This is a genomic window from Streptomyces tanashiensis (assembly GCF_014648895.1).
GTDB lineage: Bacteria > Actinomycetota > Actinomycetes > Streptomycetales > Streptomycetaceae > Streptomyces > Streptomyces tanashiensis.
Genome location: NZ_BMRZ01000010.1, coordinates 90239 through 110598 on the forward strand (window position 1 = coordinate 90239; position 20360 = coordinate 110598).

Annotated in this window: 17 protein-coding genes; 4 read left to right on the forward strand and 13 right to left on the reverse strand. The window is 70.3% G+C overall.

The window, feature by feature from the left end; translation table 11 throughout:
- Positions 1 to 183: 183 nt before the first annotated feature.
- The 4 genes from IE237_RS26380 to IE237_RS26395 form a co-directional block, all read right to left on the reverse strand.
- The gene (locus tag IE237_RS26380) at positions 184 to 2319 is read right to left on the reverse strand and encodes an AIPR family protein (RefSeq protein WP_189804612.1); all 2136 of its coding nucleotides are present in this window, start codon (positions 2317 to 2319) and stop codon (positions 184 to 186) included.
- Positions 2320 to 2930: 611 nt separating this feature from the next.
- A complete protein-coding gene (locus IE237_RS26385) occupies positions 2931 to 4919 on the reverse strand; it encodes a serine/threonine-protein kinase (protein WP_229842905.1) in 1989 nt (662 codons plus the stop codon).
- A gap of 352 nt (positions 4920 to 5271) precedes the next feature.
- Entirely contained in the window at positions 5272 to 6600 is a 1329-nt protein-coding gene (locus IE237_RS26390) for a class I SAM-dependent RNA methyltransferase (protein ID WP_189804613.1), read from the reverse strand.
- A gap of 128 nt (positions 6601 to 6728) precedes the next feature.
- Positions 6729 to 8780 (reverse strand): APC family permease, encoded by a 2052-nt coding sequence (locus IE237_RS26395; protein ID WP_189804614.1) that lies wholly within the window; start codon positions 8778 to 8780, stop codon positions 6729 to 6731.
- 234 nt (positions 8781 to 9014) lie between these two features.
- On the opposite strand from IE237_RS26395, the gene IE237_RS26400 reads away from it, so the two are divergent.
- Both IE237_RS26400 and IE237_RS26405 read left to right on the forward strand, forming a co-directional pair.
- Positions 9015 to 9683, forward strand: coding sequence for a potassium channel family protein (locus IE237_RS26400; RefSeq protein ID WP_041131658.1), 669 nt, complete (start codon positions 9015 to 9017; stop codon positions 9681 to 9683).
- Positions 9683 to 10360: a potassium channel family protein gene (locus IE237_RS26405; RefSeq protein ID WP_189804615.1), complete on the forward strand. Its 678-nt coding sequence runs from the start codon at positions 9683 to 9685 to the stop codon at positions 10358 to 10360. The genes IE237_RS26400 and IE237_RS26405 overlap by 1 nt, the downstream gene beginning before the upstream one ends.
- 81 nt (positions 10361 to 10441) lie before the next feature.
- On the opposite strand, the gene IE237_RS26410 is transcribed toward IE237_RS26405, so the two are convergent.
- From IE237_RS26410 to IE237_RS26425, 4 genes are all read right to left on the reverse strand, one after another.
- The gene (locus IE237_RS26410; RefSeq protein WP_189804616.1) at positions 10442 to 11191 is read right to left on the reverse strand and encodes a DUF3159 domain-containing protein; all 750 of its coding nucleotides are present in this window, start codon (positions 11189 to 11191) and stop codon (positions 10442 to 10444) included.
- A gap of 3 nt (positions 11192 to 11194) precedes the next feature.
- The gene (locus IE237_RS26415) at positions 11195 to 11593 is read right to left on the reverse strand and encodes an OB-fold nucleic acid binding domain-containing protein (protein WP_073906407.1); all 399 of its coding nucleotides are present in this window, start codon (positions 11591 to 11593) and stop codon (positions 11195 to 11197) included.
- Positions 11594 to 11662: 69 nt separating this feature from the next.
- Entirely contained in the window at positions 11663 to 12349 is a 687-nt protein-coding gene (locus IE237_RS26420) for a response regulator (protein WP_189804617.1), read from the reverse strand.
- A gap of 130 nt (positions 12350 to 12479) precedes the next feature.
- Positions 12480 to 15026, reverse strand: a complete 2547-nt coding sequence (locus tag IE237_RS26425) for a DUF4118 domain-containing protein (RefSeq protein ID WP_189804618.1) — start codon at positions 15024 to 15026, stop codon at positions 12480 to 12482.
- Positions 15027 to 15197: 171 nt separating this feature from the next.
- Between IE237_RS26425 and IE237_RS26430 the strand changes: the two genes are divergently transcribed.
- The gene (locus IE237_RS26430; RefSeq protein ID WP_189804619.1) at positions 15198 to 15599 is read left to right on the forward strand and encodes a YciI family protein; all 402 of its coding nucleotides are present in this window, start codon (positions 15198 to 15200) and stop codon (positions 15597 to 15599) included.
- A gap of 257 nt (positions 15600 to 15856) precedes the next feature.
- Here IE237_RS26430 and IE237_RS26435 read toward each other — a convergent pair whose 3' ends face one another.
- From IE237_RS26435 to IE237_RS26450, 4 genes are all read right to left on the reverse strand, one after another.
- Positions 15857 to 16525 carry an ABC transporter ATP-binding protein gene (locus IE237_RS26435; protein WP_229842919.1) on the reverse strand — a complete coding sequence of 223 codons (669 nt, stop codon included), beginning with the start codon at positions 16523 to 16525 and terminating at the stop codon, positions 15857 to 15859.
- Positions 16526 to 16770: 245 nt separating this feature from the next.
- Positions 16771 to 17532: a DUF3710 domain-containing protein gene (locus IE237_RS26440; protein ID WP_189804621.1), complete on the reverse strand. Its 762-nt coding sequence runs from the start codon at positions 17530 to 17532 to the stop codon at positions 16771 to 16773.
- 1 nt (position 17533) lies between these two features.
- Positions 17534 to 18046, reverse strand: coding sequence for a dUTP diphosphatase (gene dut, locus IE237_RS26445; RefSeq protein WP_041134307.1), 513 nt, complete (start codon positions 18044 to 18046; stop codon positions 17534 to 17536).
- A complete protein-coding gene (locus IE237_RS26450) occupies positions 18046 to 18630 on the reverse strand; it encodes a PaaI family thioesterase (protein WP_189804622.1) in 585 nt (194 codons plus the stop codon). The genes dut and IE237_RS26450 overlap by 1 nt, the downstream gene beginning before the upstream one ends.
- A 58-nt stretch (positions 18631 to 18688) precedes the next feature.
- Between IE237_RS26450 and IE237_RS26455 the strand changes: the two genes are divergently transcribed.
- The gene (locus IE237_RS26455; protein WP_189804623.1) at positions 18689 to 19180 is read left to right on the forward strand and encodes a DUF3093 domain-containing protein; all 492 of its coding nucleotides are present in this window, start codon (positions 18689 to 18691) and stop codon (positions 19178 to 19180) included.
- Positions 19181 to 19307: 127 nt separating this feature from the next.
- On the opposite strand, the gene IE237_RS26460 is transcribed toward IE237_RS26455, so the two are convergent.
- Entirely contained in the window at positions 19308 to 20357 is a 1050-nt protein-coding gene (locus IE237_RS26460; protein ID WP_189804624.1) for a hypothetical protein, read from the reverse strand.
- Between the last annotated feature and the right edge of the window lie 3 nt (positions 20358 to 20360).

Here is a 20360-nt window from a genome sequence, read left to right on the forward strand (position 1 = left end):
CCTCGTCGCACTGCTCGGGTGCCCCATCACGTCTTGGGGGCATGCCTGACGGCGCGCTAACACCTTCTCATCGCGCCGAGGTCGGCACAGTTGACGGTCCGAAGCTGGACTGGCGTCCGCCATGGCGTGAGTAAGCAGCCATGACGCACCTACGCTCAGTGGCTGCCCTCAAGGGACAGACGCTCACTCCTGTTCGGCCTGCTCGTCAAGCAATGCCCGCGCTCGCTCCGAGAGAGTCGCAACACCGTCCAGCGTCCAACGTGCAGGTCCCTGGACAGCCACAGGAGCTTCGTCCCAGCCCGCAAACTCGTACAAGTTCAGGACCAAGCGCGTCGGAGAGTAAGCGCGCCCGTCAACCGCCCACACGAGGCACCGCGTTCGGTCGTTTACCCAGGTTGCCTGACCACGTCTGGGGTCCTCGGCAAGCCACGGGGTGAGCGCGTCGATCTCAGGTTTGTTCGACAAACGCAGGCGAACCGGCGTCCCGTCCGCGATCCTTCCGTAGTCCACCAGGGTGGGTACAGCGTTAGGGCGGCGCGGCTTGCGATTGCTGCCCCTGGTGGCGCTATAGACGGCCGGCAGGTCGGGGATGACTCCTTCGCGCTGGGCGTCACGCAGCACCAGCTCCGCGAGGCGTTTGCAGCGCCCGGCGTCAGTGAGCGTCCCACTGAGGAAGGAGGTCTGTCCGTACTCGGAGTCGATGTGGTGGATTAGCCAGGACAGGACGCGATTGGTGAGTGAGGGAACCTCACGAAGGGCCACGTCCCAGTCGTACTCCGGATCATCGATGCGGTCCTGATCAAGAAGCTGAAAGACCAGATGCGTGACGAGCAGGTCACCTCGCTGACTCACGTCGGCCGCTCGCTTCTGGAACCTCTTGCGTTCCTCGTTGAGGGCAGTACCCACCGCGCGGTGCACGAGTACAGAGCGCCAGATCTGGAAGGCTCCCGGCCGCTCCCCAAAAAGGCGAGGGTAGGCGCCTCCACTTCCGCGCTCCCAGAGAAGGTCAGTGTCCCGCTTTGCTCGTACGGCGAGCTCAGTGTTGCGGTGCGCACAAGCCAGGGCGATGGCAGCGTGCACCACAGAGCAACCCTCGTCGGGCGCCGGGTCAGGCTCACCACGCTTGAACACATAGGACCTTTGCAGGGACAGCATGAAGTCCTCACGGATCATCGCCTGCACCTCGTCCAGGGCGATGAAGTCGCGCTGTTCCACGTGGTTCTGCGTATTCGTCGTCTCGGTGATCCGCTGCGCGAGATCTGGCATGCCTTTGTCGACGACGATCACCTTGACCGTAACTTCGGCATCTTCGACCGCATCTGGAGCTGTCTTCGTGGCACGGTGGGCGGCCGCGACAGTCTGTGCACCGTTTACGACGCTGACCCCAGAGAGGTGCAGATGCACGGGCTCGTCCGGACGACGGCGTCCCGGCCATTTCTCCTCCAGTCGATCACACAGCACCGTCACTCCGTTGTTGAAGAGCCAGAAGTTCTCCGGCTCGTCAACCAGGGTGCCAAGCATGCCTGAATTCACGCGGGTCGTACCGAGAGATTGACGCAGGTTCTGCTCGTACAGCCGGCTTTCATGCTCCTGATACCAGTCAGCGACGTTGCTCGCCGGGACGGTTCCTTGGTAGGCGACGAGCGGTGTGTTCCGCCGGATCCAGTTCGTCATCCGCACGGTCACCCGCACAGGGTCGGGGGCCAGGTCCTCACGGATCTGACGCAGGATGTCCGCAGCGTGGACCACACGGTACTCAAGGACCGGGCCAAGACCATTGAACTCTCGCCGGGCGTCGTCAAGAACGTTTGCGGTCTCCTTGCTGAGCGTCCCCATACCCATGACGGCGATGACCAGGGTCACTTTGAGACGGGCATCGTGCATCGCAGCATTGACTCGAGCAGCGATCGGCTCAAGCCGCTCGTTGAAGCGGTCGAAACTCCGCTGCTCGATGAGGCGAAGGCCAGCGATGAGCTTGTGCGCCGCATTGGTGTCGAGCTTGCCCTTCCCGTCATCACTCCACTTGGCCTGAACGAGCCAGACCTCTTGTGTGCCTTCGGTGACGGCTACCCCGTCAATGCCTTGGTCGTCTTCACCGTCGATGACAGAAGCGCCAGCGGTCTTATGATCGCAACCCGTCACCTCCCGCACGGCAGCAGCCGTCAGCGCCCGAGAGAGGAAGCGCTGCTCATAGCCCTTCTGGTCATATCCCTTGAGGTCTGCATCGTAGATGAGTCCCTGATACTGCTTCAGAAGCGCAGTGCGGACCTGGTGAATTCGGATGGGGGCCGTCGCGGCCCTGCGTTCTGTCTCATCCATGTCTGCTGCCCCCAGTACCGTTTGCCACGTTGCTGATCACAGTCTAGGGACAGCCTGAGACGGCAGGGGGCAAGAGACATCAGCCCGACGCCAGGGCGCATGCATCCGGTCACCGCGTCCAGCCAGGGGCAGACTGCATCGAAGGGCCAGCAAGTCTTGACTGCCCGAGCCCGGGAGCACCCGGACGAACCGCCGACGTGCACTCGCTTACCAGCTCGCCAATGGCCTGCGCGCCGAGGCCACGTCTCTGTCCGCGTGCGCCAGTAGCGTCGCCTTCGCCCCCATGCAACGCACGCAAGCCCCCACCGCTGGCAGCTCGACCGTCCCGAAAAGGCCCAAAGTTTTCGGCAGCAGCCAGCATTCGAGAGCGCACCCGCAGGTCATAGGCGCCCCCCTCCACCATCACCAAGTGCCTTCTCAGCACTCTGCAGCGAAGCTGCGCGGCACGTCAAAGGCGTGTAAGACCCCAATTGGAACCTCACCGAACCTCAATGCCAGCCCAGCGGGGTGCACTCGCTGAGCTGACAGGCCCAAGGTCCTGCGTTCGGCTTCTACAAACGTCGCGTTCGGCTGACCTCGACCGGACGCAACCATGGAGGGCCGAGGGAAGGTCAGCTCGTGCAGCTGCCGGCCGTGCCCCAGCGAAGAAACTCCGCACTTCCAGCGCCGTCGAGGACCGCCATAGCGTACTGTGCGTAGCCCCATCCTTGCCCCGCGCGAGATTCCGCGAGAACAGTCCGGCAGGCCACGCCGGCGGCGGCCTCTGCCCACTCCTCTCGCGTGCTCTGGTCCCACTCGGGCTTCGTGGCCCACACGTACATCACGCCTTCGTGCGGAGCGAAGCCGATGCTGGTGTTCTCGTCGCTGATATAGCGGGGGTCTTCGACCAGGCGGGAGTTGGCGTTCCAGTCGACAAAGAGCTGGTGGACCGCCTCGGTTGCCACTCTGATTTCACGCTTGTCGACGCTGGGGATCTGGGCCGCGGCCAGTCCTTCTTCGGTGGGGTGCCAGCTCGGCTCCTGCCCGGGGTCGGCGGCAGTGCGGTCGATGGTCTGCGTGATGCAGCCGGTGTTGGCACGGAAGTCGTCCTCCCACACGATCGCCGGCGCCGTGGACGTGGTGTTGTCGACCAGGACGTACTCGTCATACGGAAGGGACTTGTAGATGTCCGCCATCATGCGCAAGGTGAGGCAGGCGTTCTTGGCCACTCCCTGCACGACGCGTGACTCCACGGCCGGGCCGCTGATGGCTATGTAGAGCTCTCTCCGGGCCGGGGCGTAGCCCACGTCGTACTGACCGCTGTAGTTGTAGTCCTCGCCCATGCCGTAGCTGAGGTCGTGCCCGAGTGCGGCCTCGGTCTCGATCTCCGCTTCTCCTTTGGCCCGACGAACTGCACGCCATGTGGCGATCGTCGCCTCGTCCGCGTTCGCAGGAGTAGGGGATGACGCGGCTTCCACCACAGCCTGGGAGCTTGCTGCGGGTGAAGCGGAAGCCGGCATGGTGGCAGTCTTGCTGGGGGATGCGCTGGCGGGAGGACGGGAACTCGTCGAAGCCGTCTCCATCTTGTCGGGCTGCAGGGCCAGCGCTCCACCCGCCAGGCCACCTATGACAGTGCCCACCACCGCCGCGATGCCGACGAGTCGTCTGCTGGAACGGGCAGGACGTCTCCAGTTCGGGTCGTCCAGAGTGGGGACGGCCCACTGGGCAGCGACGAGATCGCCCACCAGTGTCGGCTCCGCACCCGTCGGCGCGACCTGTGTGGCCTGTGCTGCGAGGAGGACGGCACATGTCTCGGCAGCGTCCCACGCGGTGGCTCGGTCCCGCGGCTCCTTGGCGAGAGCGCTGCTCACGATGGCGTGGAGTTCGCCAGGAAGGCCACGCAGATCAGGATCCTCGGACATGACCCGGTAGGCGACCGCGTCGGGGGCTCCCCCGCCGAAGGGCGCGCGACCGGTGGCCGCGAAGGCTACGAGGGCGCCCCAGACGAACATGTCGCCCTCGGGACCCGTCGTACCGGTGCGGTAGTGCTCAGGGCTGATCCATCCTGGGGTGCCGGTCAGAATGCCGGTGCGCGTCACGGATGTGCCGTCGGCGGCATGGGCGATGCCGAAGTCCAGGACTCGGGGACCGACCGGGGTCAGGATGACGTTCTGCGGCTTGACGTCCCTGTGGACGACACCCGCGGCGTGAATGGCCGCGAGGGCCTGGGCTGTGCCCGTAGCAAAGGCGTAGAGGGTTCCACCGGCCAGCGGCCCGTGCGCGGCGATGTACCGATCGAGGGTGAGCCCTGGGGCATAGGCAGTGGCCAGCCACGGTGACGGTGCTTCGGCGTCAGCCGCGATCAGGGGTACGAGGCAGGGGCCCTGGACACGGGCGGAGAGCTGGACTTCTCGGCGGAAGCGCGCCCGGAACTCCGCGTCGTCCGCCTGGGCAGGGTGGACGACCTTGACTGCGACCCGCAGACCGGCGGCGTCGAGGCCGGCGAACACCGTGCCCATGCCCCCTGAGCCGAGGCGCCCGATGATCCGGTAGGGGCCGACGCGCTTGGGGTCACCGGGGTGGGCAGCCAGCACCCGCCCACCAGAACGAGCACTGCTCACCGGGCTTCCGATCTCCTTCAGACGTGCAGCAGGCCAAAGGCCGGACGCATGCCGGTACCTGAGAGCTGGATATTAGCCGCGCGTCGAGGCGATAGGCACTGCCTTCTCAGGCAATGGTCGGCAACGCTTCCTCATCGAGCGCACAAGAGCGAAACGGAGCCGACGAGCCTCGCTCGCCGTGCTCCGTCGCTTTCGCCGCAGCGCGTCTGTTCATCGGTGCGCGCCGCAGCCCGGCCCTCCCCGACAATCGACTGACGCCCCATCAGAACGAGCGTCACGAGCGTCATCTCAGCGTCAAGATATCGCCCGTAACGCCCACACCGCCCATAAAGCACCCCAGCAAAACCCCAGGTCACGCGTCCTTCTTCACCGGCTCCAGAATCGCCACGCACTCCACGTGGTGCGTCATCGGGAACAGGTCGAAGGCGCGCAGTGTCCGGACCTTGTAGCCCCGTTCCGCGAAGTAGGCCAGGTCTCGGGCCAGGGCTGCCGGGTCGCAGGCGACGTAGGCGATGCGGCGGGCGCCCAGGCCTGCCAGGTGGTGGACCGTCTGCTTGCCGGCGCCCGCGCGGGGCGGGTCGAGGACGATGAGGTCGACCTCGGTGATGCCGGTGCGCGGGAGGACCGCCTCGACCTTGCCCTGTTCGATGCGGACGCGCGGGAAGCCGGCCAGGTTGTGGCGGGCGTCCTCGACCGCGCGCTTGCCGGACTCGATGCCGAGGACCGCGCCCTGGTCGCCGACGCGGTCGGCGAGGGCTCCCGCGAAGAGGCCGACGCCGCAGTAGAGGTCGAGGGCCGTCTCGCCCTTGCGGGGGGTCAGGCCCTGCATGACGGCGAGCATGAGGGTCTGCGCGGCCTTCGGGTGGACCTGCCAGAAGCCGCCGCTGCCGACGCGGTAGGTGCGGTCGTCGGCGCGCTCGCGGACGAAGGCGCGGCCGTGGACGCGGTGGACTCCGCCGTCCTTCTCTTCCACCCGCATGACCGAGACGGGCTTGTCCAGCTCCACCAGGGGCAGGCGGGCGCCCGGGCGGGGGGTGAGGATGACCTGGCGGTCGTTCGAGCCCGAGGCCGCGATGGCCTCGATGGCCTCCATGCCCTGCCAGTCGCGCTTCTCGATGCCGAGCTCCGAGACGCCCGCGGCCGCGATCATGCAGTGGTCGATGACCTCGACCTCGTGGGAGCGGTGCTTGCGCAGGCCCGCGTGGCCCTCGGCGTCGACGGCGTACTGGACGCGGGTGCGCCACTGCGGGACCTCGCCCGCCGGGAGCTTGTCGCCCTCGGCCGGCATGACGGTGCCGTCCCAGCCCGCCTCCTCGGGGGTGAGCCCGGCCAGGCGCTGGAGCTGTTCCGCGATGACCTCGCCCTTGAGGCGGCGCTGGGCGCCGGGCTTGGCGTGCTGCCAGTCGCAGCCGCCGCACCTGCCGGGGCCGGCGAAGGGGCAGGGGGCCTCGACGCGGTCCTTGGAGGCGTCGAGGATCTCGATCGCGTCGGCGCGCAGGAAGCGGGAGGTCTCCTCGCCCTCGGTGACCTTCACCCGGACCCGCTCGCCGGGCAGTGCGTGGCGGACGAAGAGGACGCGGCCCGCCTCGGTGCGGGCGATGCAGTGGCCGCCGTGCGCGACCGGACCGACCTCGACCTCGTACTCTTCCCCGACCAACGACGAAACAGGGGTGTTCTGCATGGTGGGGAAGCTCCAAGGGGACGCGATGGTGGGCTGCCGTTTGGACGGCAGCCCACCAGTCTAGTTGTTCTTTTTGAGATGTTCCTGGCGCCCGGGGTTCCCGGCGGGTGGGCGCGGGCCCGACGGCTCTAGTTGTTCTTCGCCGCCGGTTCCTTCTGGCGCTTCTCCACCGGGCCGCGGCGGACCGAGCCCGGCGCGTTCCACTCCTGGCGCTTCCTGGCCCGCTTCTTCGCGGCCTCGGAGGACTGGAGCTGGTACGGGACCGAGGTGACCATGACGCCGGGGGTGAAGAGCAGCCTGCCCTTGAGGCGGAGTGCGGACTGGTTGTGGAGCAGGTGCTCGTACCAGTGGCCGACGACGTACTCCGGGATGTAGACGGAGACGGCGTCGCGCGGGCTCTCCCGGCGGATGTTCTTGACGTACTCGATCACCGGGCGGGTGATCTCGCGGTACGGCGAGTCGAGGATCTTGAGCGGGACGTTGATGCCGCGCCGCTCCCACTCCTCCTTGAGCGCCTTGGTCTCGGCGGGGTCGACGCTCACGGTGAGCGCCTCCAGCTCGTGGGCGTGCAGCAGCTTGGCGTAGGCGAGGGCGCGCAGGGTCGGCTTGTGGAGCTTGGAGACGAGGACGACCGAGCGGACGCGGGAGGGGCGGACGTACTCGTCGGGGCGTTCCTCAGCGGCGGCGATCTCGTCGGCGACGGAGTCGTAGTGCCTGCGGATCGCGGTCATCGTCCCGTAGAAGATCACCATGCCGAGCAGGGCGACCCAGGCGCCGTGCGTGAACTTGGTGGCGAGGACGACGACGAGGACGAGGCCGGTGAAGAAGGCGCCGAAGGCGTTGATCGCGCGGGAGCGGATCATGTGGCGGCGCTTGGCCGGGTCGCGCTCCGTCGCCAGGTGGCGGTTCCAGTGCCGGACCATGCCGATCTGGCTGAGCGTGAAGGAGACGAAGACGCCCACGATGTAGAGCTGGATGAGCCGGGTGGAGTCGGCTCCGTAGACCCAGACGAGGAGGGCGGCGGCGCCGGCGAGGAGCACGATGCCGTTGGAGAAGGTGAGGCGGTCGCCGCGGGTGTGCAGCTGGCGCGGCAGGTACCGGTCCTGGGCGAGGATCGAGCCGAGGAGCGGGAAGCCGTTGTACGCGGTGTTGGCGGCCAGGAAGAGGACGAGCGCGGTGGCGGCGGCGAGGACGATGAAGAAGAACGTCCCGTCGCCGAAGACGGCGGCCGCGACCTGGGAGATGACCGGGTCCTGGACGTAGCCCTCGCCGACCGGGACGCCGTTGTGCAGCAGGTCCTCGGCGGGCTTCTCGGCCATCCGGACGTCGGTGGCCATGGCCAGGAAGATGATGCCGCAGAACATGGTGACGGCGAGGCCGCCCATGAGGGCCAGGGTGGTGGCGGCGTTCTTCGACTTCGGCTTGCGGAAGGCGGGGACACCGTTGGAGATGGCCTCGACGCCGGTGAGGGCGGCACAGCCGGAGGAGAACGCGCGGAGCAGCAGGAAGACCAGCGCGAAGCCGGCCAGACCCTGGTGCTCGGCCTTGATCTCGAAGTCCGCGGTGGGGGCCTTCATGGTCTCGTCGAGGACGATCCCCTTGTACGCGCCCCAGACGATCATGATGAAGACACCGGCGACGAAGACGTACGTCGGGATGGCGAAGAGGCTGCCCGACTCCTTCACCCCGCGGAGGTTCATCAGGGTGAGCAGCAGGATGACGGCGACGGCCGAGGCGACCTTGTGCTCGACGATGAAGGGGACCGCCGAACCGAGGTTCTCGATGCCCGAGGAGATCGACACGGCGACGGTCAGGACGTAGTCGACGAGCAGGGCGCTCGCGACGGTGAGTCCGGCCTTCGGCCCGAGGTTGGTGGTGGCGACCTCGTAGTCGCCACCACCGCTCGGGTACGCGTGCACGTTCTGCCGGTACGACGCGACCACCGTGAACATCAGGACGACGACCGCGAGCGCGATCCACGGGCTGAAGTGGTAGGCCGACAGGCCGGCGACGGAGAGGACGAGCAGCACCTCGCCGGGCGCGTACGCCACCGAGGACAGCGGGTCGGAGGCGAAGACGGGGAGGGCGATCCGCTTCGGGAGAAGGGTCTCTCCCAGCTTGTCGCTGCGCAGGGCCCGCCCGATCAGGATCCGTTTGGGCACGTCGGTCAGTTTGGACACGGAGAGGATCGTAAGCGTTCGAAAAGAGCCACGCGCACCGGCACCCCCGATCCGCACCGAATCTCCCTGAGTACCACCTCGGATGCGGTCCCCGCCAGCGTTGCCGCTTAAGCTCGGACCGGGCGACCCGTCAGGGCGTCGTCCGCCACGGCCCGGGCCGATCGGGCGAGGAAAGTTGTGAGCAGGGTGTTTTCGCAGGTCAGCAAGGCGATCAGGAGTGCGGGGTAAGGGGACGTGCACATCGTCATCATGGGCTGCGGGCGAGTGGGAGCCGCTCTCGCGCAGACCCTCGAACAGCAGGGGCACACCGTCGCGGTCGTGGACCAGGACCCGACGGCTTTCCGCCGCCTGGGCTCGGGCTTCGGCGGTCGGCGGGTCACGGGCGTGGGATTCGACCAGGACACGCTGCGTGAGGCCGGGATCGAGGAGGCCGGTGCCTTCGCCGCGGTGAGCAGCGGCGACAACTCCAACATCATCGCGGCGCGGGTCGCGCGCGAGATGTTCGGCATCGAGAACGTGGCGGCGCGGATCTACGACCCGCGGCGTGCCGAGGTCTACCAGCGCCTCGGGATCCCGACGGTCGCCACGGTCCGCTGGACCGCCGACCAGATGCTCCGCCGACTGCTGCCCTCGGGCGCGGAGCCGCTGTGGCGCGACCCCAGCGGTGGGGTGCAGCTCGCCGAGGTGCACACCTCCCCGGCGTGGATCGGCCACAAGGTGAGCCGGCTCCAGGAGGAGACCGGCGTCCGTGTCGCCTTCCTCACCCGGCTGGGCGAAGCGATTCTGCCGACCTCGCAGACGGTGCTCCAGGAAGGTGACCTGGTGCACGTGATGATGCGTACGGACGAGATCGCGAAGGTCGAGGCGGCCTTCGCCGAGGGTCCCGAGGAGGGCGGTCACTGATGCGTGTCGCTATTGCGGGCGCGGGTGCGGTGGGCCGGTCCATCGCGGGCGAGCTCCTGGAGAACGGCCACGAGGTCCTGCTCATCGACAAGGCGCCGACCGCCATCTCGGTGGAGCGGGTGCCGCAGGCGGAGTGGCTGCTCGCCGACGCCTGCGAGATCACCTCGCTGGACGAGGCGGCGCTGCAGCGCTGCAACGTGGTGATCGCGGCGACCGGTGACGACAAGGTCAACCTGGTCGTCTCGCTGCTCGCCAAGACCGAGTATGGCGTGCCGCGCGTGGTCGCCCGGGTGAACAACCCGAAGAACGAGTGGCTGTTCAACGAGGCCTGGGGCGTGGACGTGGCCGTCTCGACGCCGCGCCTGATGTCGGCTCTGGTCGAGGAGGCGGTGAGCGTCGGCGACCTGGTCCGGCTGCTCCGCTTCAGCCACGGCGACGCGAACCTGGTCGAGCTGACGCTCCCGCCGGAGTCGGCGGTCGCCGGCACCTCCGTCGGGGACGTGGCCTGGCCGCAGGACACCTCGCTGGTGACGATCATCCGCGGTTCGCGGGTGCTGACGCCGAGCCCCGAGGAGACCCTGGAGGCCGGCGACGAGCTGCTGTTCGTGGCCGCGCAGGCCCGTGAGGAGCAGCTGGAGGACCTCCTCCAGGTCCGCCGGGAGACCACCGAGTCCTGATCTCCGGAGTGCGTACGCGGAAGGGCCCGGACCTGCGAACAGGTCCGGGCCCTTCCGCGTACCGTCCGAGGGCCCGCGTGCTCAGGCCTCCGGGTGGCTCTGCGCGGCGGCGGCCGCCTTGCGCTCCTTCTCGGCGCGCTCCTCGGCCTCCATCTCGGCGAAGACGTCGATCGGCGCCGGGGCCTTCGCGAGGAACACCCAGGTGAGGTAGACCGAGAGCAGGAACGGCGGGATCTTCAGGGCGACGAGCACCCAGCCGAACTTGGTGGTGTCGGCCCACCAGTACATCGGGAAGAGGATCGCGCACTTGCCGAGCAGGATCAGGCCCCAGGCCCAGCTGGCCTTCGTGTACGCCTTCTTGCGGCCCGGGTTACGGGTGCGCCAGGAGAGGTTCTCCTTGAAGACCGGGCCGAGGATCAGGCCGATCAGGGGCACTCCGGCGAGCGCGGTGATGATGTACGCCAGGGCGAGGCCCAGGGTGTAGAGCATGCCCGGCAGGTAGAAGTCCTTGGCGTTGCCCGTCATCATCGCGAAGACCACGCCGAAGGCGACGCCGAAGACCCCGCTGAAGGCGTGCTTGACGGTGTCCCGGCGGATCAGCCGGACGGCCACCAGGACCAGCGAGACCGCGAGCGCGGCGATCGCCGACACCTGGAGGTTCTTGTTGATCGTGAAGATCGTGACGAACAGCAGGCCGGGCACGACCGTCTCGATCATGCCCCGCACGCCGCCGAAGGCTTCGAAGAGCGCGGCCTCGGTCACGGCCTTGTCCGCCTGGGCGTCCTGGTCCGGGGTCGACCGGTCCGCGGTCGGCTTGTCGAGGGACGTCACCGGCTACTCCTGTCCGAGCGGTCGGAGCTCGTATTTGGGGTTGAAGAGGACCCGCCGGCCGTGGCTCATCGAGATCCGGCCGGAGGCGATCAGCTTGCGGCCCGGCTCGATGCCCACGATGGAGCGCCGTCCGAGCCACACGACGTCGAGCGGTGCCGTGCCGTCGAAGAGTTCGGCCTCCAGCGCGGGCACACCGGCCCGGGGACGCAGCGTGACCGTGCGCAAGGTACCAGTCACCTTGACTATCTGGCGGTCGGAGCAGTCGCAGATACGCGTGCACCCCGAGGCCTCGGCGTCTTCCTGGAGCTCCTCCGACTCCAGGTCCTCCGGGGAGGAGGAGAGCCGGTCGAGCATCCGGCGGAACCTTCCGGCCGGCTTCTCTGTACGCGGTGCAGCACTCATACAGAAAGCGTACCGGCCACCGCTGTCACCGGAGGCGGCCCCGGGCCACCCTTCCGTACGGCTCCCGCCTCAGTGTTCGAAGCGGTACCCCATGCCCGGTTCGGTGACGAAGTGGCGCGGGTGGGAGGGGTCGGTCTCCAGCTTGCGGCGGAGCTGGGCCATGTACACCCGCAGGTAGTTGGTCTCCGTGCCGTACGAGGGTCCCCAGACCTCCTGGAGCAGCTGCTTCTGGCTGACGAGCCGGCCGCTGTTGCGGACGAGGACCTCCAGGAGGTGCCACTCGGTGGGGGTGAGCCGGACGTCCCGCCCGTCGCGGTGCACCTTCTTCGCGGCGAGGTCGACGGTGAAGTCCTCGGTCTCGACCACGACGACGCCGTCCTCGGCACCGCCGACCGGCTCGGCGCGGCGCACGGCCGCGCGCAGCCGGGCGAGCAGCTCGTCCATGCCGAAGGGCTTGGTGACGTAGTCGTCGGCGCCCGCGTCGAGCGCCTCGACCTTCTCGTCGGAGGTCTGCCGGGCGGAGAGGACCAGGATCGGCACCCTCGTCCAGCCGCGCAGGCCCTTGATGACCTCGACGCCGTCCATGTCGGGCAGTCCGAGGTCGAGGACGACGACGTCGGGGTGGCGTTCGGCGGCGAGCCGGAGGGCGGTGGCGCCGTCGGGCGCGGCGTCGACCTCGTACTTCCGCGCCTTGAGGTTGATCACCAGGGCGCGGACGATCTGCGGCTCGTCGTCGACCACGAGGACCCGGGTCATGGAGGGGGCCTACCTTCTTCGTCGTGTCGGGGGTTACGGATGTCCGTACGCGTACGGATACGCCTACGGGAGCGGTTGCGGTTGCGGTTGCGGACCCGGCGGTCAGACCACGGCGGTCACGTCACGACGGTCAGGTCACGGCGTGGGCCGGGAGGTCGGTGGCCGTGGCCAGGGGCCCGCCCGGCGCGGCCCGCAGGGTGAGCACCATGGTGAGGCCGCCGCCGGGGGTGTCCTCGGCGCCGAGGGTCCCGCCCATGGCCTCGACGAAGCCGCGGGCGACCGCGAGGCCGAGGCCGACGCCGGAGCCGCGCGGGGCGTCGCCGAAGCGCTGGAAGGGCTCGAAGATGCCGTCCTTGGCCTCGTCGGGGACGCCGGGGCCGCGGTCCACCACGCGCAGCTCGACCCGGTCCCCCAGCGCGCTGGCGGCGACGGCGACGGGGACGCCCCCGGGGCTGTACTTCACGGCGTTCTCCACGATGTTGGCGACGGCCCGCTCCAGGAGGCCCTTGTCGACCTCGACCATGGGCAGTGTCTCGGGGATGTCGAGCTCGGCGCTGCCGTCCGGTACTCCCCCGAGGGCCATGGGGACGACCTCGTCGAGGTCGACGGTACGGATCAGGGGGGTGACGGTCCCGGTCTGGAGGCGGGACATGTCGAGGAGGTTGCCCACGAGGTGGTCGAGGCGGTCGGCGCCCGCCTCGATGCCCTCCAGGAGCTCGGCCCGGTCCTGCTCGGACCACTCGACGTCGTCGGAGCGGAGGGAGGAGACGGAGGCCTTGATGCTCGCGAGCGGGGTCCGCAGATCGTGGCTGACGGCGGCGAGCAGGGAGGTACGGATCTTGTTGCCCTCGGCCAGCTTCCGGGCCTCCTCGGCCTCGCCGACGAGCCGCTGGCGGTCGAGGACGACGGCGGCCTGGGCGGCGAAGGCGCCGAGCACCCGCCGGTCCTCGGCGGGCAGCACCCGGCCGGTCAGGGCGAGGGCCAGGTGGTCGCCGACGGGCATGTCCACGTCCGCGTCCTCCGGCCGTGCCGCCGGGTGGGTGCCGACGCTCGCCGCCCGTGTCCACGGCTCGACCTCGTCCGTGCGCTCCAGGAGGGCCACCGACTCCATGGAGAAGGTCTCGCGGACCCGTTCCAGGAGGGCCTCCAGGCTCGTCTCGCCGCGCAGCACACTGCCCGCGAGATAGGAGAGCACCTCGGACTCGGCACGCAGTCGGGCGGCCTGGTGGGTGCGCCGGGCGGCCAGGTCCACCACGGAGGCGACCGACATCGCGACGCCGAAGAAGACGGCGATGGCGACGATGTTCAGGGGGTCGGCGACGGTCAGCCGGTGGAGGGGCGGGGTGAAGAACCAGTTGAGGAGGAGGGAGCCGACGGCCGCCGAGGCGAGCGCGGGCAGGAAGCCGCCGAGGAGCGCCGCGGCGACCGTCAGGGCGAGGAAGAGCAGCATGTCGTTGGCGAGCCCGAGGTCGGCGTCGACGTGCGTGAGGAGCAGGGCGAGGCCGAGCGGCCCCGCGACGCCGACGATCCAGCCGCCGAGGATCCGGGAGCGGCCGAGGCGCGCCCCGCGCGCGACCGGCAGGCCCCGGCCCTTGGCGACCTCGCCGTGGGTGACGATGTGGACGTCGAGGTCGGGCCCGGAGTCGCGGGCCACGGTCTGGCCGACGCCGGGGCCGAACATGTACTGCCAGGTCCGGCGGCGGCTGGAGCCGAGGACGATCTGGGTGGCGTTGACCCCGCGGGCGAATTCCAGGAGCGCGGAGGGGATGTCGTCGCCGATGACGTGGTGGAACGTTCCGCCGAGGTCCTCGACGAGGGTGCGCTGGACCGCCAGCTCCTTCGGGGAGGCCGCGGTGAGCCCGTCGCTGCGGGCGATGTAGACGGCGAGGACCTCGCCACCGGCGCCCTTCTCGGCGAGCCGGGTGGCGCGCCGTATGAGGGTGCGGCCCTCGGGGCCGCCGGTCAGGCCGACGACGATGCGCTCGCGGGCCTGCCAGGTGGAGCGGATGTTGTGCTCGCCCCGGTACTGCTGGAGGTACTCGTCGACCCGGTCGGCGGTCCAGAGCAGGGCCAGCTCGCGCAGGGCGGTGAGGTTGCCGGGGCGGAAGTAGTTGGAGAGGGCCGCGTCGACCTTGTCCGAGGTGTAGATGTTGCCGTGCGCCATCCGGCGGCGCAGGGCCTGCGGGGACATGTCGACCAGCTCGATCTGGTCCGCCCGGCGCACCACCTCGTCGGGGACTGTCTCCCGCTGGCGCACGCCGGTGATGGCCTCGACGACGTCGCCGAGGGACTCCAGGTGCTGGATGTTGACGGTGGAGACGACGTCGATGCCGGCCGCGAGGAGTTCGGCGACGTCCTGCCACCGCTTGGGGTTCCGGGATCCCGGGACGTTCGTGTGGGCGAGTTCGTCGACGAGGGCGACCGCGGGGCGGCGGGCGAGGACGGCGTCGATGTCCATCTCGGTGAAGGTCGTCCCCCGGTACTCCAGGGTGCGGCGCGGCATCTGCTCCAGGCCGTGCAGCATGACCTCCGTGCGCGGCCGTCCGTGGTGCTCCACGAACGCCACCACGCAGTCCGTGCCGCGCTCGACCCGCCGGTGGCCCTCGGAGAGCATCGCGTAGGTCTTGCCGACGCCCGGCGCAGCGCCGAGGTAGATCCGAAGCTTGCCGCGTCCCATGGGACGACCATACGTCCAGCCAATCGGACATTCCGTACGCGGGGAGAGGGCCCGGTGCGGTATTGACGTGATTCTGATGGCGGACCCCGTGTCGAGAACGGGCACCCGGCTCCGACCACCGGGCGACGGCCGGCCACCGGGCCGCCGCGGCGCACACTCGAGGAGCACTTCATGAAGTACATGCTGCTGATGCAGTTCAGCTCGCGGACGCTCGACGTCCCCTCGATCACGGAGTGGCGGCCGGAGGAGGTCCGGGCACACATCGACTTCATGATCGCCACGAACGGGAAGCTGGCGGCGGCGGGCGAGCTCGTCGACGCTCAGGGGCTGGCGATGCCGGACACGGCGCTGATCGTCCGGGCGGACGCGGGCGGTGCCCCGGTGGTGACCGACGGCCCGTTCGCCGAGACGAAGGAGTTCCTGGCCGGCTGGTGGATCGTCGAGGTCCCCTCGCAGCAGCGGGCCCTGGAGATCGCGGCCGAGGTCTCGGCGGCGCCCGGCCCGGGCGGCGCGCCGATCAACATGCCGATCGAGGTGCGCGAGGTCATGTCCGCGCCCCCGACGGAGGCGTGAGCGGAGGTACGGAAGTCCGGTGCGGTCACGTCGTGGACGGGCCAGCACCGGACGGGCCCGCACCGCACCGGACAGGCCCGCACCGCACCGGACAGGCCCGCACCGGACCCGACGGCGCGCCCCTGGCGGGCGTCGGCCAGTGGCGTGCACCCGCCTGTGGTGCTCCCTGCCCGCCGGCCCGCACCGGACCCCGGCGGCGCTCGCCTCCCGCCGGCCCGCACCGAACCACTGGTGCGCGCCGCCCGGACCCGGCCGGCTCAGTGCTCGATGATCTCGCCGTCGCTCAGCTCCAGGACCCGGTCCGCCAGGACCAGGAGCTGGGGGTCGTGCGTGGCGACCAGGGCCGTGCAGCCCTCGCTGCGCACCACGGCGCGCAGCAGCTGCATGACGGCGAGCCCGGTCTCCGCGTCCAGCTGGCCCGTCGGCTCGTCGGCTATCAGCAGCGCCGGCTTGTTGGCCAGGGCGCGGGCGATGGCGACGCGCTGCTGCTGGCCGCCGGAGAGCTCGCCCGGCCGCTGGTTCGCGTGGTCGGCGAGGCCCACGAGCCCGAGCATCAGGGCGACCCGCTCCTCGCGCTCCTTGGGGTCCGCCTTGCGCAGCCGCAGGGGCACGCCCACGTTCTCGGCGGCGGAGAGGATCGGGAGCAGTCCGAAGGACTGGAAGATGAAGCCGATCCGGTCGCGCCGCAGCTCCAGGAGGCCGTTCTCGCCGAGGGTGGAGAGGTCGGTGCCGTCGATGACGATGCGGCCCCCGTCGGCGCTGTCGAGGCCGCCCACGAGGTTCAGCAGGGTCGTCTTGCCGGAGCCCGAGCGGCCCTTGAGCGCGACGAGCTCGCCGCGCGGGATGTCGAAGGAGACTCCGCGCAGGGCGTGGACGGCGGCCTCGCCCGTGCCGTACGAGCGGCGCAGATTCTCGACACGGACCATCGGCGGTCCGGCCGGGTTCTCGACGACGGCAGTAGCGGACCTGGTGCTGCTCTCACTCACCCTGTGCTCCCCCTCCTCGAACATGTGCGCCGCCAGTATGGTCCGCGGCCGGTCCCGAAAACCAGAGCCGGACCCGGGACCTGTGGAAAACGCCGGTGGGCCGCTTCCCGTACCACTCGTACGGGAAGCGGCCCACCGGCCCTGTCTCGATCACGCCGGGCCGCCCGGGGGCGGTCCGGCGGGGTTCAGCGGATCTCGGAGATCTCCGGACCGCGCTGGAGCTGGCCCATGCCACCGGAGAAGCGGGAGTTCTCCTGCTCCTCCTGCTGCACGCCGTCCGGCACCATCTGCGCGTCGTTCGGCAGCTTGAGGACGATCGGGTCCCGCGGGGCCATCGGGCCCTCACCGCGGACGACCACGGTGTCCCGGACGATCTGCTCCAGGAGGCCGGCCGCCTCGGGCTGGACCGCGCCCTGCCCGGAGATCACTCCGCGCAGGAACCAGCGGGGTCCGTCGACGCCCACGAAGCGGACCAGCTGCACGCCGCGGTTGCCGTCCGGCAGCTGCACCGGGACCTGCGCACGCAGCTCCCAGCCGAGCGGGCCCTCGACCTCGTCGATGACACCGCCCTGCTGGACGATGCCGGTGGCGATCTCGTCGCGGACCTCGCCCCAGATGCCCTCGTTCTTGGGCGCGGCGAAGGCCTGCAGCTGTACGGCGCTGTCGCGCAGGACGACGGTGGCCGCGACGATCGCGTCGCCCGCCACCTCCACCCGCAGCTCCATGCCCTCGACTCCGGGCACGAAGATCCCGCCGAGGTCCACGCGGCCCTCGTCGGGCTTGGCGACCTCGGAGATGTCCCAGGGCCCGTCGGGCCGGGGCGCCGGCGGAAGGTTCACGCGGCGCGGCGCCTCGGCGCCGTCCTCGTCCTCCACCGCGTCGACGACCTGCTCGGCCTCGCTCGCCGCGTCCTCGGCGGCACCGCTCTTCTTGCGACGTCCGAACACGTCACTGTCCTTCCCGGTCGGATACGACCGAAGCGTATCGATTCCCACCCGTTGTGCCGTCCACGGCGGCGTGACCGCCGGTGGACCCGAAGCCCCCCTCGGCCCGCGCCGAACCGGGAAGCTCCGCCACCTCGTGGAAGCGCACCTTCTCGACCTGCTGGACGACAAGTTGGGCAATCCGATCGAATCGTTCGAACCGCACGTCCTCGCGCGGGTCGAGATTGACCACGATCACCTTGATCTCTCCACGGTACCCGGCATCCACCGTCCCCGGGGCATTCACGAGCGCCACTCCGCAGCGGGCGGCGAGACCGGAGCGCGGGTGCACGAAGGCCGCGTACCCGTCCGGCAGGGCGATGGAGACCCCGGTGGGCAGCACGGCGCGCTCCCCGGGGGCCAGCACGGCGGCCTCGGTGGTCACGAGGTCGGCCCCGGCGTCGCCGGGATGCCCGTACGCCGGGATCGGCACCTCCGGGTCCACTCGCCGGATCAGTACGTCGACAGGGTTGCGCATCAGGGGTTCACCTCGAAGGCGCGGGCGCGCCGGACCTGGTCGGGGTCGGACATGGCGGCCTGGATCTCCTCCGGGCGGCCGTTGTCGATGAAGTGGTCGACCTTGACCTCGATGAAGAGGGCGTCGGCGCGGACGGCGACGGGGCCCTCGGGCCCGCCGATCCGGCCGACGGCGGTCGAGTAGATCTTGCGGCCGTGCACGGCCGTGACGGCTGCCTCCAGATGGAGGACCGTGCCGACCGGGACGGGCCGCACGAAGTCCGTCTCCAGGCGTCCGGTCACGGCGATGACCCGCAGCAGCCAGTTCAGGGAGCCGAGGGTCTCGTCGAGCGCGGTGGCCAGCACGCCTCCGTGCGCGAGGCCGGGGGCGCCCTGGTGGTCGGGGGTCACCGTGAACTCGGCGGTGACGGTCACGCCCTCGCCCGCGCGCGCTTCCAGGTGGAGGCCGTGGGGCTGCCCGCCGCCGCACCCGAAGCAGTACTCGTAGTGCGCTCCGAGCAGCTCGCCGGGGGCCGGCGCGTCGGGGTGGCGTACCGGCGGTATGGCGTCGGCCGGCGGGGTGAGGGCGGCAGATGTTGCAGTCACAGCCGCAGACCTTACCCGCGCGGATGGGCGCAGGTCGCGCCGTGCCAAGCTTGGACGCATGCAGCCTTCCGCATCGTCCCCGGCCCCCTCCCCCGCGCCCTCCGCCGCGCCGCGCTTCGACGAGCGGCTGACGGCGCCCCGCTCGTGGTGGGCGATCGTGGGTCTGCTCGGTCTCTCCGGCGGCCTGATCATGTTCCCGCTGGGCACGGTCCCGACGCTGGGCGGCCTGATCGCGGCGACGGTGCTCGCCGGGGTGGCGGTCTCCTCGTACGGCTCCGCCCGGATCCGCGTGGTGGCCGGTTCCCTGGTGGCGGGCGACGCCCGGATCCCGGTCACGGCGCTCGGGGCGGCCGAGGTACTCGACGCCGAGGAGGCGCGCGCCTGGCGCACGCACAAGGCGGACCCGCGCGCCTTCATGCTGATGCGCAGCTACGTGCCGGGGGCGGTACGGGTCGCGGTGACGGACCCGGCGGACCCGACGCCGTACGTGTACCTGTCCAGCCGAGTGCCGGAGGCGCTGGTCGCCGCCCTGGAGGCGGAGCGCGCCTGACCGGCGCGTCAGCCCCGAGCGGCGCGTCCGCGCGTCCCGGCGGCTCAGCCCGGCCCGGCGCGTCAGCCCGTCCCGGCGGCTCAGCCCGGCCCCGGCCGTCCGCCGGGGCTGGAAGCCCGCCTTCGGGCTAGAAGCCCAGTTCCTTGGGGTTCTCCGGCTGCTCCAGCGGGGGCAGCTCCGTGAGGGCGTCCCAAGGGACCTGCCGGCCGCGGAGGTCCTTGCGGATGTGCCCGGCGAGCTTCTTGGTGTCGCGGCGGTTCATGACGGCGCCGACGGTGGCGCCCACCATGAAGGGCATGAGGTTCGGCAGGTTGCGCACCATGCGTTTCATGATCTGCTGGCGCAGTTCGCGCTTGAGCTGACCGCCGAGGGCCGCGTTGACCGTGGTGGGCTTCGTGGGGTCGATGCCCCGTTCCTCGGCCCAGGAGGTCAGATAGGCCGCCGAGCGCTGGGGGAGCCGGCCGGGGGGCCGCAGCCCGTAGACCTCGTGCAGTTCGGCGATGAGTTTGAGCTCCACGGCGGCGACGCCGGTGATCTCGGCCGCCAGTTCGGCCGGCATGGCCGGGGGAACCGGGAGCATGGCGGCGGCGCCGACGCCCGCGCCCACGGTCGAGCTCGCGTTCGCCGCTCCGGCGACGAGTTTGTCGGCGAGCTCCTCGGGGCCGAGCCCGGGGAACTGTCTGCGCAGGGTCGCCAGGTCGCGGACGGGGATCCGCGGGGCGAGGTCGATCAGCCGGTCGGCCAGATGACCGAGGCCGGCCTTGGCGCTCTCTCCGCCGCGCTTCACGCCCTGCCGGACGCCGCGCGTGACGCCGCGCCGGACGGCGTCGATCCGATCGGAGTCGATCTTGATCCGGTCGAGCTGTGTCCGTGCGGGGTCGGCCAGCCGCCTGACGGCGCCGAGGCGTCCGCCCCGCCGCGTCCCGGCCGGCGCCTCACCCTGTCCCTGCGGAACCGGCAGGCGCGCCGGATCCTCCTCGGCGACCTCGATGACCGCCTCGAGCGAGGCCGGGAGGCCTCGCTCGTCGTCACGTGCGCCGAGGGAGGGCAGGGAGGCGCTGTGCTCGGCTTCAGGAGCCTCCTGGGCGCCCTCTGCCGGGCCTGAGCCGCCCTTGTACGTCTCCGGGCTCCTGGGGAGCCGTAGACGCCGCTTCCGGGACGGTGTGTCGCCTGCCACGGC

Excerpts from the sequence above, each read along its gene's own strand:
- IE237_RS26380 (WP_189804612.1), bottom strand. The coding sequence starts at position 2,319 with ATGGATGAGACAGAACGCAGGGCCGCGACGGCCCCCATCCGAATTCAC.
- IE237_RS26390 (WP_189804613.1), bottom strand. The coding sequence starts at position 6,600 with ATGCAGAACACCCCTGTTTCGTCGTTGGTCGGGGAAGAGTACGAGGTC.
- IE237_RS26405 (WP_189804615.1), top strand. The coding sequence starts at position 9,683 with ATGCGTGTCGCTATTGCGGGCGCGGGTGCGGTGGGCCGGTCCATCGCG.
- IE237_RS26415 (WP_073906407.1), bottom strand. The coding sequence starts at position 11,593 with ATGAGTGCTGCACCGCGTACAGAGAAGCCGGCCGGAAGGTTCCGCCGG.
- IE237_RS26420 (WP_189804617.1), bottom strand. The coding sequence starts at position 12,349 with ATGACCCGGGTCCTCGTGGTCGACGACGAGCCGCAGATCGTCCGCGCC.
- IE237_RS26425 (WP_189804618.1), bottom strand. The coding sequence starts at position 15,026 with ATGGGACGCGGCAAGCTTCGGATCTACCTCGGCGCTGCGCCGGGCGTC.
- IE237_RS26430 (WP_189804619.1), top strand. The coding sequence starts at position 15,198 with ATGAAGTACATGCTGCTGATGCAGTTCAGCTCGCGGACGCTCGACGTC.
- IE237_RS26435 (WP_229842919.1), bottom strand. The coding sequence starts at position 16,525 with ATGGTCCGTGTCGAGAATCTGCGCCGCTCGTACGGCACGGGCGAGGCC.
- dut (WP_041134307.1), bottom strand. The coding sequence starts at position 18,046 with ATGCGCAACCCTGTCGACGTACTGATCCGGCGAGTGGACCCGGAGGTG.
- IE237_RS26455 (WP_189804623.1), top strand. The coding sequence starts at position 18,689 with ATGCAGCCTTCCGCATCGTCCCCGGCCCCCTCCCCCGCGCCCTCCGCC.